This is a genomic window from Variovorax humicola (assembly GCF_037889915.1).
In the GTDB taxonomy this organism is placed as follows: Bacteria; Pseudomonadota; Gammaproteobacteria; order Burkholderiales; family Burkholderiaceae_C; genus Variovorax; species Variovorax humicola.
The window spans coordinates 152703-172138 of record NZ_JBBKZV010000002.1; the positions used below are offsets into that span (position 1 = coordinate 152703).

Sequence of the window (19436 nt, forward strand, 5' to 3'; positions counted from 1 at the left end):
TTACTGGGGCTGCTGCGCGGTGTTGCGAAGCAACTGGTGATAGAAGCCGATCATCTCGGCGTAATTGGCGATCGACACGCGTTCGTCGGTGCCATGGAAACGCTGCAGGTCTTCGGCCTTCACGCGTATCGGCGAGAAGCGGAACACGGCCTTGCTGATGATGCTGAAGTGGCGCGAATCGGTGGCGGCGGTCATCAGGCCGGGCGCGACCACGGCGTCGGGAAAGCTTTGACGCACCGTCCGTTCGATCGTGCGATAGCCAGTGCTGTCGGTCGGCGACACCGGCGACGGTTCGGCATTGCCTGGGTAGGCCTTGATCTTGATCGCGTCGTTGTCCAGGGCCTTGCGCAGGTGCCCCTCGACGCTGGCCAGCGTATCGCCCGGCAGCACGCGGAAGTTGACGGCGGCCTCGGCATGGCCCGGCAGCACGTTGTCCTTGTTGCCTGCGTTGATGATGGTCAGCGCGGTCGTCGTGCGCAGCATCGCGTTGCTGCTTGGGCTCTTCTCGAGCTGGCTCTTGACCAGCGGACCGGTGAGCCACAGGTTCGACAGCACGACGCGGTTCACGCCCGCCATCTCGGGCGCCAGGATGCCGAACATTTCGCCAGCGACACCCGTGAGGCCGCCGGGCATCTGGTTGGCTTCGAGCCTGGCCAGCGCCGCGCTCATGCCGCCGATGGCGGTGTGTTGCGCCGGCATCGACGAGTGGCTCGGAGGCACGTCGAGCGTGAGGAAGAAGGTCGCATAGCCCTTCTCGGCCAGGCCGATCAGCGCGGCCGGCTTGCTCAAGCCGGGCAGCACACCATCGAGAACCAGCAGGCCTTCGTCGAGCACCCAGTCGAGTTCCACGCCGCGCGACTTCAGCAACTCGGCGATCGGCTTCGCACCGCGCAGGCCGGTGACTTCCTCGTCATCGCCGGCCACGAGGTAGATCGTCTGCCTCGGCTTGAAGCCTTCGCCGATCAGCATTTCGATGGCTTCCATCTGCGACAGCAGGTTGCCCTTGTTGTCGATCGTGCCGCGGCCCCAGACGTAGCCGTCCTTGATCTCGCCGCTGAACGGGTCGGTGCTCCAGGCTTTTTCGGTGCCCGGTGCGATCGGCACCATGTCCTGGTGCGCCATCAGCGCGACCGGCCTGGCGTTCGAATCGGTGCCCTGCCACGTATAGAGCAGGGCCTTGTCGCCGATGACTTCCTTCTTCAGCGTGGCATGCAGCTTCGGAAACTTTTCGGCGAGATAGGCATGCAGCTTGTCGAACTCAACGTCGTTCCCCTTGGGATCGTCGAGGCTCGACACCGTGCGAAATTGGATCGCGGCAGACAACCGCCTGGCGGCCGCCTCCGCGTCGATGGCCGGCTTGGGCGTTGCAGCCACCGCAAGCTGGCGTGACGGCGTGCGCCACGTATTGACCGCAACCGCCGCCGCCAGCAGCAATATCACCAGCAGCAGGAACTGAAGAATTCGTTTGGTCACGGTTGCGGTCTCTCGTCCATCAGCCGAAATTCCTGCCTTCGGCGACCAGTTTCTGGATCAGCGACGCGGGCTGCCAGAAATCCGCATCGTCACGCGGGTTCTTCGCGAAGCGCTTCATCGCCTCGGCCACGTTGTAGAGGCCGACTTGCGACGCGTAGTGCATCGGGCCACCGCGGTAGATCGGGAAGCCGTAGCCCGTCAGGTACACCATGTCGATGTCGCCGGACTTGCTGGCAATGCCGTCCTCGAGGATGCGCGCGCCTTCGTTGACCAGCGCGTAGACCAGGCGTTGCACGATCTCCCCATCGGAGATCTTGCGCGGCGTGATGCCGAGTTCCTTGCGGTGGTCCTCGATCATCTTGTTGACCAGGTCCGACGGAATCGCATCGCGCTTGCCGGCCTGGTAGTCGTACCACCCTGCCCCGGTCTTCTGGCCGAAGCGGCCGAGTTCGCAGAGCTTGTCGGCGGTGCGGCTGTACTTCATGTCGGCGCGCTCGACGGAGCGGCGCTTGCGGATGGCCCAGCCGATGTCGTTGCCGGCCAGGTCACCCATGCGGAACGGGCCCATCGCAAAGCCGAACTTCTCGATCGCCTTGTCGACCTGCTGCGGCGTTGCGCCTTCATCGAGCAGGAAGCCGGCCTGACGCGAGTACTGCTCGATCATGCGGTTGCCGATGAAGCCGTCGCACACGCCCGATACCACCGAGGTCTTCTTGATCTTCTTGCCGATGGCCATGACCGTGGCGAGTACGTCCTTGGCCGTTTCCTTGCCGCGCACGACTTCCAGCAGCTTCATCACGTTGGCCGGACTGAAGAAGTGCGTGCCGACGACGTCCTGCGGGCGCTTGGTGAAAGCGGCGATCTTGTCGACGTCGAGCGTAGAAGTGTTGGAAGCCAGGATCGCGCCGGGCTTGGCGATGCGATCGAGTTCCTTGAACACGGCCTCCTTCACGCCGAGCTCTTCGAAGACGGCCTCGATGATGAGGTCGCAGTCCTTCAGGTCGTCGTAGTTCAGCGTGGTCGACAGCAACGACATGCGCTGCTCGTACTTGTCTTGCTTCAGCTTGCCCTTCTTGACCTGGGCTTCGTAGTTCTTCTTGATGGTGCCCACGCCGCGGTCGAGCGCCTCCTGCTTCATCTCGAGGATCTTGACGGGGATGCCCGCGTTCAGGAAGTTCATCGAGATGCCGCCGCCCATGGTGCCGGCGCCGATCACGCCGACCGTCTTGATCGCCCGTTGCGGCGTGTCTTCCGGCACGTCGGGAATCTTGCTCGCTGCGCGTTCGGCCATGAACAGGTGGCGCAGCGCCGACGATTCGGGCGACAGCATCAACTGCGTGAAGAGGCGGCGTTCCTCGACCATGCCGTCGTCGAACTTCATCGTGGTGGCGGCACGCACGGCCTCCAGGCACTTCAGCGGTGCGGGATAGTTCTTCGACATGCCGGTGACCATGTTCTTGGCGAACTGGAAGTACGCATCGCCCTGGGGATGCTTGCACGGCAGGTTGCGCACCAGCGGCAACTCGGCGGCGGGCTTGCCGGCGACCGACTTCGCGAACTCGACGGCTTCGTCGAACAGCGATTCGGCCGATGCAGCCAGCTTGTCGAACAGCTTCTGGCCAGGCGCCGATGCGAGCAATTCGCTCTTCACCGGTTCGCCGCTGACGATCATGTTGAGGGCGGTCTCCACGCCGAGCACGCGCGGCAGGCGCTGCGTGCCGCCCGCCCCGGGCAGCAGGCCGAGCTTGACTTCCGGCAGCGCGACGCTGGTGCCCGGAGCCACCACGCGGTAGTGGCAGCCGAGGGCCAGTTCCAGGCCGCCGCCCATGACCACCGAATGGATCGCCGCCACGATGGGCTTGGTCGATGCTTCGAGCGCGAGGATGACACTCAGCAGGTTGGGTTCCTGCAGCGCCTTGGACGTACCGAATTCCTTGATGTCCGCCCCACCCGAAAACGCCTTGCCGGCGCCGGTGATGACGATGGCCTTGACGGCCGGGTCGTCGTTGGCCTTGCTCAGCCCGTCGGTGATGCCGACGCGAGTCGAAGAACCGAGACCGTTGACCGGGGGATTGGTCATGGTGATCACGGCGATTTCGCCGAGCACCTTGTATTCAGCCGTCATGCTGCGTTCCTTTGGATGGGAAGGTGAAAAATCGAAGTGTGAGCAGATGAGCGCGAGCCCGCGCCTGTCGAGCTACGCACTCACCCGTCGCCGAAAAGCACGAGTGTTCTTTTTTCTTGAAATTCTAGGCGTTTCCGATGACCGCCGAAATTCGGTCCAGTCGCTATCGGGACAAAAGCCAAAAGACCCCCTGAAATCGCCGTTCGCGGATTCAGACTTCAAGCCACTCTTTTCGAATGGCGGCATCGGCACGCAGGCTGTCCGGCGTACCGTCGAACACGATGCTGCCATGACCCATGACCAATGCCCGGTCGGAGATGTGCATCGCGATGGTCAGCTTCTGCTCGATCAGCAGCACCGAGATACCGCGACTCTTGAGCGTCTGCAGATACTGCCCCACCAGCTCGACGATCTTGGGCGCCAGGCCCTCGGTCGGTTCGTCGATGATGATCAGGTCGGGGTCGCCCATGAGGGTGCGGCACAGCGTCAGCATCTGCTGCTCGCCGCCCGAGAGCACGCCGGCTTCGGTGTGTTCCCGCTCCTTCAGGCGCGGGAACATTTCGTACATGTCCTTGAAGGTCCAACGGCTGCCTTTGCCACTGCCTTTCTGCCCCAGCAGCAGGTTTTGCGAGACCGTCAACTTGGGAAAGATGTCGCGGTTCTCGGGCACGTAGCCAAGGCCCAGGTGCGCGATCTCGTAGGCCTTCTTGCGCAGGATGTCCTGGCCCTTCCATTCCATCTGCCCTTCGGCATACACCAGGCCCATGATGGCCTTGGCAGTGGTCGAACGCCCGGACCCATTGCGGCCGAGCAGGGCGACGATCTCGCCTTTGCCGACTTCGAAGGAAACGCCATGCAGCACATGGCTCTTGCCGTAGTAGGCGTGGATGTCTTGTAGTTTCAGCATATCAGTGCCCTGCCCCCTGCGCGTCAGCGACAGAGGACCCCAGGTAGGCCTCCTGCACCCGCGCATTGGCCCTAACGGCCGCCGGCGTATCGAAGGCAATCACCTCGCCATACACCACCACGGCGATCTTGTCGGCCAGGCCGAACACCACGCCCATGTCGTGCTCCACGGTCAGCAGCGTCTTGCCGACGGTCACGTGCTTGATCAGCGCGATGAAGTGCGAAGTCTCCGTCTTGCTCATGCCGGCCGTCGGCTCGTCGAGCAGGATCACGTTCGCGCCGCCGGCAATGGTCACGCCGATTTCCAGCGCGCGCTGCTCGGCATAGGTCAGGTTGACCGCCTCGACATTGCGTTTCTTCTCCAGCCCGATCTGGCGTACCAGTTCTTCCGTCCGCGCGTTGGCATCGTCGAGGTTCGACAAGAAGCGCAGGAAGCTGTAGCGATAACCCAGATGCCACAGCAACCCGCACCGCAGGTTCTCGAACACGCTGAGCTTCGGAAAGATGTTGGTGATCTGGAAGCTGCGCGACAGGCCGAGCCGGTTGATCTCATATGGCTTCTTGCCGTTGATGAGCTGGCCATTGAGCAACACCTCGCCGCTGCTCGGCATGAGTCGGCCGCTGATGAGATTGAACAGCGTCGACTTTCCTGCCCCGTTCGGGCCGATCACCGCAATGCGCTCGCCGGTGTTCACCGCGAGGTTGATGCCGCGAATGATGTCGGTCTTGCCGAAGCTCTTGCGCAAGTCCTTGATTTCGAGTGCGTAAGTCATGCCGTTGCCCTGCTTATGCAGCCTCCCTGCGTTTGATTTCTGCCTCGATGAATTCCTGCGCGGCGCCCCAGGCGCGCGCGAACTTGCGACGGACGATTTCCATCAGGCCCAGCCCGACCAGTGCGACGGCCGCCGCGCCGAGCCAACTGCCCAGGCTGGAGGTGTCGAGCGTCAAACCTGCAAAGTGCACTTCCGGCCCGAGTGCCGCATTGAGTTGGACGTGGTAGACCATTTCCACCAGCGCAGCCGCACCGACGACCAGGAACGCGCCCGTGACGATCAATCCCGCGTACAGGATCCAGAACGGCTTGAACCTGCCGAACCTGGCCACGCGGAGGTTCATCATCACCAGGCTGGCCACGCCGCCCGGCGCAAACATCACCATCAGCAGGAACACCAGGCCCAGGTACAGCAACCAGGCCTTGGTGAGTTCCGACAGCAGCACGGACGCCAGCACCAGCAACACCGCCCCGATGATCGGGCCGAAGAAGAAGGTGGCACCACCGAGGAACGTGAACAGCAGATAGCCGCCGGAACGCACGCCGCTCAGGCTGTCGCTCGCATTCACGATCTCGAAGTTGATGGCCGCCAGGCCGCCGCCAATGCCCGCAAAGAAGCCCGCAATGATGAACGCGAAGTAGCGCACGCGCTGCGTGTTGTAGCCAATGAATTCGACCCGTTCCGGGTTGTCGCGCACCGCGTTCAGGATGCGGCCGAGCGGCGTGCCGGTGAAGGCGAACATCAACGCCGTGCAGATGAAGCAGTAGACCGCGATCAGGTAGTACACCTGTATCTGCGGGCCGAACGTCGCGCCCAGGAACGTGCCGTAGGTCCGGTTGCTCGTGACCCCGCCCTCGCCCCCGAAGAAGCCTGGAAACATCAGCGACATCGAGGCCACGAGTTCCCCGATGCCCAGCGTGATCATGGCGAATGTCGTCCCCGCCTTCTTGGTGGTCACGAAGCCGAACAGGATGGCGAAGAACATGCCCCCGATGCCGCCCACCAGCGGAATCAATACCAGCGGCACCTTGAAGCTGCCTTCGGCTGCCAGGTTCATTGCATGGATGGAGATGAAAGCGCCCATGCCGGTGTAGACGGCATGACCGAAGCTCAGCATGCCGCCCTGCCCGAAGATCATGTTGTAGCTGAGGCAGATGATGATCAGATAGCCCATCTGCGAGAGGATCGTCAGCGCGAGGCTGCTGCGAAAGATCAGCGGCGCGACGATCATCGCGATCGCGAACAGCGACCAGATCACCACGCGGCTGACGTTCATCGGTTTGGAGCGATTGGAAATCGAGTTGTCCATGCGTCAGTCCTCCCGCGTGCCGAGCAGGCCCTTGGGGCGGAATATCAGGATCAGCACCAGGAATAGATAAGGAAGGATCGGCGCGATCTGCGAGATCTTGAGTTGCAGGAGTTCATAGCCGAAGGTCTTGTCGGTCACCGCCACGCCCAGCGACTGGAACGCGCCGCCAATCGACTGGTCCATCGCCACCGCGAAGGTCTGCAGCACGCCGATCAGCAGCGACGCCAGGAAAGCGCCAGCCAGTGATCCCATGCCGCCGACCACCACCACCACGAAGACGATGGAGCCCACGGCACCGGCCATCGCCGGCTCGGTCACGTAGGTATTGCCGCCGATCACACCCGCCAGGCCCGCCAGTGCAGCGCCACCGCCGAACACCAGCATGAACACACGCGGCACGTTGTGGCCGAGCGACTCCACCATCTCCGGATGCTTGAGCGCCGCCTGGATCACCAGCCCGATGCGCGTGCGCGTCAGCAGCAGCCACACCGACACCAGCATCAGCACTGCCACCAGCATGATGAACGACTTCGACTTCGGAAACTGCGTGCCGAAGATCGTGAACAGCGGCCCTTCCAATTGGGGCGGCAGGCCGTAAGGCACCACCGAACGGCCCCAGATCAGTTGCACCACTTCAAGAATCAGGTACGACAGGCCGAAGGTCACCAGCAGTTCAGGCACATGCCCGAACTTGTGCACGCGGCGCAGACAGTAGCGCTCGAAGGCTGCGCCGAGCACGAACACGACCAGTGGCGCAATCACCAGCGCCGGCCAGAAGCCCACCACTCCGGAAATCGTGAATGCGAAATAGGCACCCAGCATGTAGAAACTGGTGTGCGCAAAGTTCAGCACGCCCATCATGCTGAAAATCAAGGTAAGCCCGGAACTCAACATGAACAGCAGCAGCCCGTAGCTGAGGCCGTTCAGGAGCGAAATGACGAAGAATTCCATTGCACGCCACCCTCGTTCAATTGTTATTGGAAACCCATGAAAAAACGCCGGGGAGCGACTTGCATCACCCGCCGGCGTTCAGGTTCACGGAACTTTAGCCTGCGTTGGGACGCTTCATCTGGCACGACGTCGGCGTACTCGCGACGTAGGGCTCGAGGTACTTCACCGGCACGAAGGTGTAGCCGGTCTTCTCGACGTTGTACTTGTTCTTCGCGTCAACCTTCTGCCACTTGGAGATCCACAGGCCTTGCTGCATCTGGTGGTCGGTCTTGCGGATTTCGCTCTCGCCGTTGAAGCCACTGAACTTCAGGCCTTCCAGCGCCGCCGACACCTTGATCGGATCGGTCGACTTGGCCTTGGCCATGGCATTGCTCAGCGCCACCAGGCCGTTGTAGACCGAGAAGGTATAGAAGTCGTCGCTGAACTTCTTCTGGAAGTCGACCATCAACTGGTTCATGCGGCCGGTGTAGTTCGAGTGGTTGTAAGCGATCTGATAGACCTCGAGATCGCCGCCCGATGCCAGCGCCGTGGGCGTGCCCGACACACCGGCGTAGTAGGCATAGACCGGAATCTTCAGGCCGGCGTCGTTCAGCGCCTTGATCAGCAGGGTCATGTCCTGGCCCCAGTTGCCGGTCACGAGCGTGTCGGCGCCCGACTGCTTGATCTTGGCCACGTAGGGTGCGAAATCCTTGACCTGACCCAGCGGATGCAGGTCGTCGCCCACGATCTGCGCATCGGGCCGCTTGCGCGCCAGGCCTTCCTTGAAATACTTGGCGACCTGCTGGCCGTGCGAGTAGTTCTGGTTCAGCAGGTAGACCTTCTTGATGTTGGGCTGGTCCTTCATGAAGCTGGTCAGGGCTTCCATCTTCATGGACGTGTCGGCGTCGAGGCGGAAGTGCCAGTAGTTGCACTTGTCGTTGGTCAGGACGGGGTCGACCGCCGCGTAGTTGAGGTAGACGATTTCCTTGCCCGGATTGCGCTCGTTGGCCTTGCCGACGGCGTCCGACAGCGGAACGGCAACGTTCGAGCCGTTGCCTTGCGTGACGTAGCGGAAGCCCTGGTCGCTGGCGGCCTTCAGCAGGTTCAGCGCCTCTTGCGGCGAACTCTTGCTGTCCATGCCGACGATCTCGAACTTGACGCCGGCCGGATTCTCGGCGGCAGTGAGGTTCTCGGCGACAAACTGCCAGCTCTTGAGCTGGTTCTGGCCCACATTGGCGAAGGGGCCGGAGAGGCCTTCGATCATTGCGATCTTGACGGTTTCACCCTTTTGGGCAAATGCACCGACCGCGGCGGCCAACATGACCGTGCCGGCTAGGAACTTCAGGGCAAATTTCATCGAAAGTCTCCACAAGGGTTCAGAAAAGTGGATGCGAGAGTACGAGCCTTTCCTGCTGCGATGCACAGGGAATGCCCGTAAGCGCCCGGCCGAAACGCACGTTTCTATCGCCCATGCGACACGCGGTGCTACCGGCCGGTAGCATCGCGCCGCGCCGGCGCCCCGCGGCGCGCACCGCTCAAAGGCCGGGAAGCTTGTAGCCCTTGAGCTGCTCGCGCAACTTGGTCTTCAGGATCTTGCCGGTCGCGCCCAGCGGAATGGCGTCCAGGAATACCACGTCATCGGGGATCTGCCATTTGGCCGTCTTGCCTTCGTAGAACTTGAGCAACTCCTCGCGCGTGACCTCGGCACCGGGGCGCTTGACCACGGTGACGATGGGGCGTTCGTCCCACTTCGGATGGAACACGCCGACACAAGCGGCCATGGCGATCGCGGGATGCGCCACGGCGATGTTCTCGATCTCGATGGAGCTGATCCACTCGCCGCCGGACTTGATCACGTCCTTGCTGCGGTCGGTGATCTGCAGGAATCCGTCGGCATCGATGGTGGCCACGTCGCCGGTGGGGAACCAGCCGCGGCCGGCCTCGTCGGGGATCAACGGGTCGCCGCCCTCGCCCTTGAAGTATTCCTTGACGATCCAGGGGCCTTTCACCAGCAGGTCGCCGAAGGCCTTGCCGTCCCAGGGCAGCTCCTTGTTGTCGCCATCGACGATCTTCATGTCGACGCCGAAGATGGCACGGCCCTGCTTCAGGCGGATGGCGGTTTGCTCCTCGGGCGAGAGCGCCAGGTGCTTGTTCTTGAGCGTGCACAGCGTGCCGAGCGGACTCATCTCGGTCATGCCCCAGGCGTGCAGCACCTCGACCCCGTAGGTCTCCCGGAACGCCTTGATCATCGCCGGCGGGCAGGCAGAGCCGCCGATCACCGTGCGGTTGAGCGTGGCAAAGCGCAGGTTGTTGGCCTGCATATGGCTCAGCATCATTTGCCAGACCGTGGGCACGCCTGCGGCAAAGGTCACCTTCTCGGTGTCGATCAGTTCATAGACCGACTTGCCGTCGAGCGATGCGCCCGGAAACACCAGCTTGCAACCGGTCAGCGCGGCCGAGTACGGAATGCCCCATGCATTGACATGGAACATCGGCACCACCGGCAGGACCGAGTCGCGCGCCGACAGGCACATCACGTCGGGCAGCGCGGCGGCGTAGGCATGCAGCACCGAAGAACGATGGCTGTAGAGCGCGGCCTTCGGGTTGCCAGTGGTGCCGCTCGTGTAGCACATGCTCGAAGCGGAGTTCTCGTCGAAGCTCGGCCAGGCATAGTCGCCGGAGTGCGGCGCGAGCCAGGCCTCATAGCTGACGAGACCCGGAACGCCGGTGTCTGCCGGAACCTTGTCGGCATCGCACAGCACGATCCACTTCTTGATGGTCGGGCAGCGCGCATGCACCGCCTGCACCAGCGGCAGGAAGCTCAGGTCGAAAATCAGGATCTGGTCTTCGGCATGGTTGGCAATCCATGCAATCTGGTCTGGATGCAGGCGCGGGTTGATGGTGTGCAGCACGCGACCCGTGCCGCTGACACCGTAGTACGCCTCCAGGTGCCGATAGCCGTTCCAGGCCAGCGTGGCCACGCGGTCGCTGAACAGCAGCCCTTCCTGGTCCAGTGCGTTGGCGACCTTGCGGGCGCGCACGGCCATGTCGGCCCAGGTGTAGCGGTGGATGTCGCCCTCGACACGGCGCGAGACGATCTCCGCGTCGCGATGATGGCGCTCTGCGAACTCGAGCAACGACGAGATCAGCAGCGGTTGGTCTTGCATCAAACCCAGCATCGAAAATCCTCCTAGTTCCGGCAGTCGATCAATCGGACCAGCGCGCAGTATTGCGCGGCGCAGCACCTGCCCGTTTGGGGGAATGCCCGCACCGGCGCCCCGCGTCACGAAGTCACGGACAATCGAGCCCATGAATGTCCCTTCAGATTCGATGGTTGCTGACGAATCCGGCCTGCGCTGGCGCAACGATTTCGCGACGCTGCCGCCGAGTTTCTTCACCCGCCTTCAACCCACGCCACTGCCCGATCCCTATTGGGTGGGCCGCAGCGATGCGGCGGCGCAGCAATTGGGACTCGACCCCGACTGGTTCGCGTCTGCCGAGGCGTTGGAGGTGCTCACAGGCAATGCCTTGTTGCCGGGCATGGATCCGCTGGCCAGCGTCTACAGCGGGCACCAGTTCGGCGTCTGGGCCGGGCAGCTGGGCGACGGACGGGCCATCATGCTCGGCCAGACCGAAACCGGCTACGAAATGCAACTCAAGGGCTGCGGCATGACGCCCTATTCGCGCATGGGAGACGGCCGTGCGGTGCTGCGCTCCAGCATCCGCGAGTTTCTCTGCAGCGAGGCGATGCACAGCCTTGGCATCCCGACCACCCGTGCACTGTGCGTGACCGGCTCCGACGCACGCGTTCGCCGCGAGGAAATCGAGACCGCCGCAGTCGTCACGCGCACCGCGCCGAGCTTCATCCGCTTCGGCCATTTCGAGCATTTCTGGGCCAACGACCGCCTTGACGAATTGCGCGCGTTGGCCGATTTCGTCATCGACCGCTTCTATCCCGAGTGCCGGCTCACCGAGCGCTTTGGCTGCAACGCCTACGCGGCGTTCCTGGAGGCCGTGAGCGAGCGCACCGCCGCGCTGATGGCGCAATGGCAGGCGGTGGGTTTCTGTCACGGCGTGATGAACACCGACAACATGAGCATCCTCGGGCTCACCATCGACTACGGCCCGTTTCAGTTCCTCGATGGCTTCAACCCGCGCCACATCTGCAACCACAGCGACACCGGCGGCCGCTATGCCTACAACCAGCAGCCGAACGTGGCCTACTGGAATCTCTATTGCCTGGGGCAGGGGCTGCTGCCGCTGATTGGCGACAAGGAGGTGGCCGTCGCCGCGCTTCAGTCCTACCAAACCGTTTTCCCGCGAGAGTTCGAGGGCCGCATGCGCGCCAAGCTCGGACTGCCCGATGCGCAGGACAGCGACCGCCAGCTCATCGAAGGCTTGCTGACCGTGCTGCTCAAGGAACAGACCGACTGGACCATCTTCTGGCGCAGACTTTCGCAGCACAGGGCCGGCGCCAATGTTCAAACGGTCCGCGACCTGTTTGTCGACCCGACCGGCATCGATGCCTGGCTGGTGTCGTTTTCGGCGCGGCACGCTTCCGTTTCCCCGGCGCTGGCGGCAGACTTGATGTGCAAGTCCAATCCGAAGTTCGTGTTGCGGAACCACCTGGGGCAACAGGCGATCGAATCCGCGCAACGCAAGGACAACGCTGGCGTCGCAACCTTGCTGACGCTGCTCGAAACCCCATTTGAAGAACACCCCGGCTTCGACGATTACGCCGGTTTTCCGCCCGATTGGGCATCCTCCATCGAAATCAGCTGTTCATCATGACCGAACCCGTGCAAAAGACAGAGGCCGAATGGAAAGCGCTGCTCGCCGAAAAAGGCGCTGAACGCGGCGCCTTCGAGATCACCCGCCACGCCGCCACCGAGCGCCCATTCACCGGCAAGTACGAAGCGCACTGGGCGGACGGCACCTACCACTGCATCTGCTGCGGAACCAAGCTGTTCGAATCGAACACCAAGTTCGACGCCGGCTGCGGCTGGCCCAGCTTCTCGGAGGCGGTGCCGGGCGCGATCCGGAACATCGTCGACCGCTCGCACGGCATGGTGCGCACCGAAAATGTCTGCGCCAATTGCGGCGCGCACCTGGGTCACGTCTTCCCCGACGGCCCGACCGATACCGGCCTGCGCTACTGCATGAATTCGGCATCGCTCGACTTCAAACCCCCGACCGAATGAAACTGCTCCTCGACTTCTTCCCGATCCTTCTGTTCTTCGGCGCCTTCAAGCTGTACGACATCTACACGGCGACCGGCGTGCTGATGGCCGCGACGGTGCTGCAGATGACGATCATCTGGTTCACCCAGCGCCATTTGCAGCCGATGCAGAAGGCCACGCTGGTGCTGATCCTGTTGTTCGGCTCCCTTACGCTGGCACTGCACGACGACCGCTTCATCAAGTGGAAGCCGACCGTGCTCTACGGTGCGATGGCTTTCGCGCTGGCCGTGACTTTCTGGGGCTTTCGCAAGAACTTCCTCGAATCGATGCTGGGCAAGCAATTGAAATTGCCGCATCGCATCTGGACGCACCTGAACGTGGCATGGATCGGCTACTGCGTGTTCATGGCCGTTGCCAACGGCTACGTGGCCGCGTTTTTCAGCACTGAGGCCTGGGTCAATTTCAAGCTGTGGGGCTATGCGTTCCCGATCGCGTTCCTGATCGCGCAGGGGCTCTACATTTCGCCCCACCTCAAGTCGGACGACGAGCCTGCGGCATGAGCCTGCCTACTGCACCTGATCTGGAGGCTGCGCTGCGCGCCGCATTGCAGCCGACTTCGCTGGAAGTCATCGACGAAAGCGCGGCGCATGCGGGGCATGCCGGCGCTGGCGCCGAGGGCTATGGCACCCATTTCCGCATCCGGATTTCCAGCCCGCTCTTCGCGGGTAAAGCCCGCGTGGCGCGGCACCGGCTTGTGTATGATGCGCTGCACGTTTTTATCGCACAGGGCCTTCACGCCATTGCCATCGAGGCCTCCTGAGGCTCTTTCTCTCCGGGCCGATGCGCCCTACTTTGACCTCCCATTTTTCATGAAAAAACAAATCTTGCAGGCCGTTGCTGCCACGGTCTTCGTTGGCTTGGTTCCCCTGGCCGCGCTTGCGCAAAACGCCGCCATCGTCAATGGCAAGGCCGTGCCCAAGGCCCGCATGGACTCGCTGGCCACCCAGCTTGCCGCTGCCGGCCGCCCGGTCACACCTGAAATGCAGCCGCAACTGCGCGAGGAAGTCATCCTGCGCGAAGTGTTCATGCAGGAAGCGCAAAAGCAGGGCATCGACAAGACCGACGACTACAAGACCCAGATCGAGCTGGCCCGCCAGGCCATCATGATCCGCGGCCTGTTCGAGAACTACCGCAAGACCAATCCGGTGACCGACGCCGAAGTGCAGGCCGAATACGACAAGGCCGTCGCCGCCAACAGCGGCAAGGAATACAAGGCGCGCCACATCCTGGTGAAGACCGAGCCCGACGCCAAGAAGATCATTGCCGACCTGAAGAAGGGCGCCAACTTCGAGGACATCGCCAAGAAGCAGAGCACCGACAAGGGGTCGGGCGCGCAAGGCGGCGACCTCGGCTGGGCCAGCGCCTCCAGCCTGGTGCCCGAGTTCTCGCAGGCCATGATCGCCCTCAAGAAGGGCGAAACCACGCCGACACCTGTCAAGACGGAATACGGCTACCACGTCATACGCCTCGACGATGTTCGCCAGGCGCAACTGCCGAAGCTCGAGGAAGCCAAGCCGCAGATCGTGCAGCAACTGTCGCAGCAGAAACTGCAGAAGTACCAGGAAAGCCTGCGCGCCGGCGCAAAGGTGGAGTAAACCTGCCGGCGACATCACCGTCGGCCCGGCGAAACCGCCGGTTCAGCGGTGATTCATGGAAAAAAAAGAGCGTCCTGCGGGGCGCTTTTTTTATGCCCAGACCACCGAGCGCATCGAGATCGACGCCGATTGGAAGTCGGCGTTGAAGAAGCGCGGCGACTCCCCTGCCTCCACGGCGCCGGCCGCGTAGAGCAACGGCAGGTAGTGATCGTGCGTCGGGTGCGCTTGCGTAGCGACCGCGCCAAGCGACTTGAAATCAGGCAGCGCGGCGAGTTGCCCCTTTTCGATTTGCGCGGCGACCAACCTGTCGAACTCGATGGCCCAGTCGTACGCCTGGTTTGGCGACGAATCGCGGCGCGTGGCACGCAGGTTGTGCACGATGTTGCCGCTGCCGACGATGAGCACCCCGCGCTCGCGCAGCGCCTTCAATTGCCGGCCGAGCTGGTAGTGCTCGGTCGGCGAGCGGCTGTAGTCCATGCTGAGTTGGAGCACGGGAGTCACGGCCTTCGGGAACATCGGCTTCAGAATCGACCAGGTGCCATGGTCGAATCCCCATTCGGATTCGTCGAGCGCGACGGCCGCGCCGCTGAACGGCTGGTGGAGCGCCCGGCCGATGTCCGCCGCAGCCTGCGGTGCGCCCGGCGCAGGGTATTGCTGGTCGAACAGTTCCTGCGGGAAGCCGCCGAAGTCATGGATGGTCTTCGGCCTGGCCATGCCGGTGAGATACCAGCCGCCGCGCGTCAGCCAATGCGCGGAGATGCAGAGGATCAATTGCGGTGCCGGGTATTTCGCGCCGAACTCCGCTCCCAGTGCTTGCCAACTGCGCCGGTAGGCGTTGTCGCCGATCGCGTTCATCGGGCTGCCGTGGCCCACGAAAAGCACCGGCATGCGCGGCGATTTCCTGAGCGAGCCGAAGGCTTCCGCCGCCGCGACGTCCGTCAACGGAAAACCGGCGCCCAGGGCGCTTGCGATGAACGCGCGGCGGCCGACAGTCACGGCTTCACCCCACCCACCTGCGCGCATTGCGCCAGATCTGCATCCACGGACTGAACGCATCCTTGTCCCCGGACGTCCAGCTCATCTGGATGTTGCGGAAGACCCGTTCGGGGTGCGGCATCACCGCAGTGAAGCGGCCGTCCGCGGTGGTCACCGAGGTGAGGCCACCGGCGCTGCCGTTCGGGTTGAACGGGTACTGCTCGGTGGGTTTGCCGTGGTTGTCGACGTAGCGCATCGCGGCGATGGCTCTTGCCGGGTTGCCGCGGTGCTTGAAGTTGGCATAGCCCTCGCCGTGCGCCACCGCGATGGGAAGGCGGCTGCCGGCCATGCCGCCGAAGAAAATGCTGGGCGAATCGAGAACTTCAACCATCGACAGGCGTGCCTCGAAGCGCTCGCTCTGGTTGGTGGTGAAGCGCGGCCAGTGTTCGGCGCCGGGGATGATGTCGGCCAGTTCGGCGAACATCTGGCAGCCGTTGCAGACCCCGAGCCCGAAGGTGTCGCCACGGGCGAAGAAGGCCTGGAACTGGGCCGAAAGCCTGGGGTTGAAGGTGATGCTGCGGGCCCAGCCGATGCCGGCGCCAAGGGTGTCGCCGTAGCTGAAGCCGCCGCAGGCGACCATGCCCTGGAAATTGGCCAGGTCCACCCTGCCCGTCTGCAAGTCGGTCATATGGACATCGAAGGCTTCAAAGCCGGCCTCGGTGAAGGCGTAGGCCATTTCGACGTGGGAGTTCACGCCTTGTTCGCGGAGGATGGCGACCTTGGGGCGCGCATTGAGGATCGCAGGTGTGCCGGGGTTGTTGCCCTCGCCCCAGCCCTGTCCCGCCTGCGGGAGAGGGAGGAAGACGTGCATGCCGGGGTCCAGCGGCACCCCGGCGGCGGTGTGTTCGGTGTCGGCGCAGGCGGGGTTGTCGCGCTCGCGGGCGATTTTCCAGCTGACGGAATCCCAGACCTGGTGCAGGTCGTGCAGGCTGGCGCTGAAGACCGATTTGGCATCCCGCCAGACTTCGAGCTTGCCCTTGCCCGCATCCATCGTGGACGACGCGGGACGCGTCTTGCCGACGAAATGGCTGTGGGCGCTGAGGCCGTGGGCGCGCAGCACCTGCATCACGTCGTTGCGATCGGCAGTGCGCACTTGCAGCAGCATGCCGAGTTCTTCGTTGAACAGCGCCTTGAGCGTGAGCTCCTCGCGACGGGCGCTGACCTGGCTGGCCCAGTTCTTGGCATCGCCGTATTCGGCGCGGCTGTCACTGATGCCGTCGCCTTCCGTGACCAGCATGTCGACGTTCAGCGCCACGCCGACGTGACCGGCGAAGGCCATTTCGCACGCAGCGGCGAAGAGGCCTCCGTCGCTGCGGTCGTGCATCGCGAGGATCCTGCCGTCGGCGCGCAGTGCGTTCACGGCGTCGACCAGGCTCACCAACTGCGCCGGATCGTCGAGGTCGGGCACCGTGTCGCCGCTCTGGCCGAGCGTCTGCGCAAGGATGCTGCCCGCCATGCGGTGCTGGCCGCGGCCGAGGTCGACCAGCACCAGCGTGGTATCGGCTTCTTCGGCGTCGAGTTGCGGCGTCAACGTGCCACGCACGTCGGCCAGCGTTGCGAACGCGGTGACGATCAGGCTCACCGGAGAGGTGACCTTTTTCTTGTCCTCGCCGTCGGACCACTGGGTGCGCATCGACAGCGAATCCTTGCCGACGGGGATCGACACGCCGAGCGCCGGGCACAGTTCGAGGCCGACGGCCTTGACCGTCTCGTAGAGCGCAGCGTCTTCGCCCGGCTCGCCGCAAGCGGCCATCCAGTTGGCCGACAACTTGACGCGCGACAACTCGATCGGTGCGGACAGCAGGTTCGTGATGGCCTCGGCCACCGCCATGCGGCCCGACGCCGGCGCATCCAGCGCGGCCAGCGGGGTGCGCTCGCCCATGCTCATCGCCTCGCCGGCGAAACCCTTGTAGTCGGCCAGCGTGACCGCGCAATCGGCCACCGGCACCTGCCACGGGCCGACCATCTGGTCGCGATGGCTCATGCCGCCCACGGTGCGGTCACCGATGGTGATGAGGAAGCGCTTGGATGCGACCGTGGGATGCGACAGCACATCGATGGCGGCCTTCTGCAGGTCGACACCGGTGAGGTCCAGCGGCTTGAACTTGCGTGCAATGGTTTTCACGTCGCGCAGCATCTTTGGCGGCTTGCCGAGCAGCACGTTCATGGGCATGTCGACGGGCGTATCGCCCCCCTCGTCGACGACCGCAAGCTGCCGCACTTCGGTCGCCACGCCGACCACCGAGAACGGACAGCGCTCGCGCTCGCAGAACGCCGTGAACTGCGCCAGCGATTCCGGCGCGATCGCCAGCACGTAGCGCTCCTGGCTTTCGTTGCACCAGATCTCCTTCGGCGCCATGCCCGACTCTTCCAGCGGAACGGCGCGCAGGTCGAAGCGCGCGCCGCGTTCGGCGTCGTTTGTCAGCTCGGGGAATGCGTTGCTCAAGCCGCCGGCGCCGACGTCATGGATCGCCAGGATGGGATTGGACTCGCCCTGCTGCCAGCAATGGTTGATGACCTCCTGCGCGCGGCGCTCGATTTCGGGATTGCCGCGCTGCACCGAGTCGAAGTCGAGCTCGGCCGCGTTGGCACCGGTCGCCATCGAACTCGCAGCGCTGCCGCCCATGCCGATGCGCATGCCGGGGCCGCCCAGCTGGATCAGCAACGAGCCGGCCGGGAACCGGACCTTCTTCGTCTGGCCGGCGTCGATGCTGCCCAGGCCACCGGCGATCATGATCGGCTTGTGATAGCCGCGCTGCACCGTGCCGTCGTCGGAGGCGACAGCCTGCTCGTATTCGCGGAAATAGCCGAGCAGATTGGGCCGGCCGAATTCGTTGTTGAACGCAGCGCCGCCGAGCGGGCCCTCGGTCATGATCTGCAACGGGCTGGCAATGTGCTCGGGCTTGCCGTATTGGCCGTCCTCGGGCCAGAGCTTCGACACCGTGAAGCCGGTCAGCCCTGCCTTGGGCTTCGAGCCGCGGCCGGTGGCGCCCTCGTCGCGAATCTCGCCCCCTGCGCCGGTGGACGCACCCGGAAACGGCGAGATCGCGGTCGGATGGTTGTGCGTCTCGACTTTCATCAGCACGTGGCTGAGCGCACTTTCCTTCGTGTAGCCGCCCTCGCCGCGCGGCACGAAGCGCTCGACCTGCGTGCCTTCCATGATCGACGCGTTGTCGGCATAGGCGACCACCGTGTGCTGCGGGTTCTGCCGTTCGGTGTGGCGGATCATGCCGAAGAGGCTGTGCGACTGCGGCTGGCCGTCGATCACGAAGTCGGCATTGAAGATCTTGTGCCGGCAGTGCTCGCTGTTGGCCTGCGCGAACATCATGAGTTCGACGTCGCTCGGGTTGCGGCCGAGTCTGGTGAAGGCCTCGACCAGGTAGTCGATCTCGTCCTCCGCCAGCGCCAAGCCGAATTGCGTGTTCGCTGCGACGAGCGCTGCGCGCCCGCCGGTGAGCACATCCACATGCGCCATCGGCTGCGCCGGCAGTTCGGCGAACAGCGCGGCCGCGCTGTCCAGCGTCGGCAGCACCGATTCGGTCATGCGGTCGTGCAGCATGGCCGACACGCCCACCAGTGCGTCGGTGCCGAGCACCGGCGCCTTGCCCAGCAGCGGTCTTTTCAACAGCAACTGGTACTCGGTGACACGCTCGATACGCCGCACCGCAAAGCCGCAGTTGTGGGCAATATCGGTCGCCTTGGAGGCCCACGGCGACACGGTGCCAAGGCGCGGCGCAACGACGACCGAAGCCCCTGCGCCCCGCTCCTCGAATGGCTCGCCGTAGGTCAGCAGTGCCTGCAACTGTGCCTGCTGCGCGGCGTCGGGCGCCGTATCGGTGGCAACCAGGTGGACGAAACGCGCCGAAACGCCATCGATGCGCTCATCGACCGCCTGCAGGCGGGGCAGCAACTGGCGGGCCCGGAAATCGCTGAGTGCGTCGCCGCCTTCGAAACGCGTTACGACGAGGGGATGGTGCGGGGTCACGGGCTGCGTCACGGGTCGGGATAGGCCTTGAAGACCTGGTTTGAAATGGAACAGACGGGGGGCAA

15 protein-coding genes are annotated in these 19436 nt (G+C 63.9%); 5 read left to right on the forward strand and 10 right to left on the reverse strand.

Translation table 11 applies throughout. From position 1 onward, the window contains the following. The 8 genes from WKW80_RS04490 to WKW80_RS04525 all read right to left on the reverse strand — a co-directional run bounded on the left by WKW80_RS04490 (window position 1) and on the right by WKW80_RS04525 (window position 10695). Complete coding sequence (locus WKW80_RS04490; protein ID WP_340362347.1) at window positions 1-1473, reverse strand: M20 family peptidase; 1473 nt, start codon at window positions 1471-1473, stop codon at window positions 1-3. Between the two features lie 19 nt (window positions 1474-1492). Further along, window positions 1493-3598, reverse strand: coding sequence for a 3-hydroxyacyl-CoA dehydrogenase NAD-binding domain-containing protein (locus tag WKW80_RS04495; protein ID WP_340362348.1), 2106 nt, complete (start codon window positions 3596-3598; stop codon window positions 1493-1495). 211 nt (window positions 3599-3809) lie between these two features. Further along, window positions 3810-4505, reverse strand: a complete 696-nt coding sequence (locus tag WKW80_RS04500) for an ABC transporter ATP-binding protein (RefSeq protein ID WP_340362349.1) — start codon at window positions 4503-4505, stop codon at window positions 3810-3812. Window position 4506: 1 nt separating this feature from the next. Then, on the reverse strand, window positions 4507-5277 hold the full coding sequence (locus WKW80_RS04505) for an ABC transporter ATP-binding protein (RefSeq protein WP_340362350.1): 771 nt from the start codon (window positions 5275-5277) through the stop codon (window positions 4507-4509). A gap of 13 nt (window positions 5278-5290) precedes the next feature. Beyond that, window positions 5291-6586 carry a branched-chain amino acid ABC transporter permease gene (locus tag WKW80_RS04510; protein WP_340362351.1) on the reverse strand — a complete coding sequence of 432 codons (1296 nt, stop codon included), beginning with the start codon at window positions 6584-6586 and terminating at the stop codon, window positions 5291-5293. Between the two features lie 3 nt (window positions 6587-6589). After that, a complete protein-coding gene (locus tag WKW80_RS04515; protein WP_340362352.1) occupies window positions 6590-7537 on the reverse strand; it encodes a branched-chain amino acid ABC transporter permease in 948 nt (315 codons plus the stop codon). A gap of 94 nt (window positions 7538-7631) precedes the next feature. Beyond that, window positions 7632-8873, reverse strand: coding sequence for a branched-chain amino acid ABC transporter substrate-binding protein (locus tag WKW80_RS04520; protein ID WP_340362353.1), 1242 nt, complete (start codon window positions 8871-8873; stop codon window positions 7632-7634). A gap of 178 nt (window positions 8874-9051) precedes the next feature. Next, complete coding sequence (locus WKW80_RS04525) at window positions 9052-10695, reverse strand: 3-(methylthio)propionyl-CoA ligase (RefSeq protein WP_340362354.1); 1644 nt, start codon at window positions 10693-10695, stop codon at window positions 9052-9054. A gap of 130 nt (window positions 10696-10825) precedes the next feature. On the opposite strand from WKW80_RS04525, the gene WKW80_RS04530 reads away from it, so the two are divergent. Genes WKW80_RS04530 through WKW80_RS04550 form a run of 5 tightly spaced genes read left to right on the forward strand, consistent with a single transcriptional unit; the run spans window position 10826 to window position 14351 of the window. Next, window positions 10826-12307, forward strand: a complete 1482-nt coding sequence (locus tag WKW80_RS04530) for a protein adenylyltransferase SelO (RefSeq protein ID WP_340362355.1) — start codon at window positions 10826-10828, stop codon at window positions 12305-12307. Continuing rightward, a complete protein-coding gene (gene msrB, locus WKW80_RS04535; protein ID WP_340362356.1) occupies window positions 12304-12717 on the forward strand; it encodes a peptide-methionine (R)-S-oxide reductase MsrB in 414 nt (137 codons plus the stop codon). Before WKW80_RS04530 ends, msrB begins: the two co-directional genes overlap by 4 nt. After that, complete coding sequence (locus WKW80_RS04540; protein WP_340362357.1) at window positions 12714-13256, forward strand: septation protein A; 543 nt, start codon at window positions 12714-12716, stop codon at window positions 13254-13256. Before msrB ends, WKW80_RS04540 begins: the two co-directional genes overlap by 4 nt. Next, window positions 13253-13516, forward strand: coding sequence for a BolA family protein (locus tag WKW80_RS04545; protein ID WP_340362358.1), 264 nt, complete (start codon window positions 13253-13255; stop codon window positions 13514-13516). Before WKW80_RS04540 ends, WKW80_RS04545 begins: the two co-directional genes overlap by 4 nt. 49 nt (window positions 13517-13565) lie before the next feature. Then, a complete protein-coding gene (locus WKW80_RS04550) occupies window positions 13566-14351 on the forward strand; it encodes a foldase protein PrsA (RefSeq protein WP_340362359.1) in 786 nt (261 codons plus the stop codon). A 90-nt stretch (window positions 14352-14441) separates the two neighbouring features. Here the strand turns inward: WKW80_RS04550 and ygiD are convergent, their stop codons facing one another. Then, window positions 14442-15347, reverse strand: coding sequence for a 4,5-DOPA-extradiol-dioxygenase (gene ygiD / locus WKW80_RS04555; RefSeq protein ID WP_479694155.1), 906 nt, complete (start codon window positions 15345-15347; stop codon window positions 14442-14444). A gap of 4 nt (window positions 15348-15351) precedes the next feature. Further along, window positions 15352-19383: a phosphoribosylformylglycinamidine synthase gene (gene purL / locus WKW80_RS04560; protein ID WP_340362360.1), complete on the reverse strand. Its 4032-nt coding sequence runs from the start codon at window positions 19381-19383 to the stop codon at window positions 15352-15354. Window positions 19384-19436: the final 53 nt, after the last annotated feature.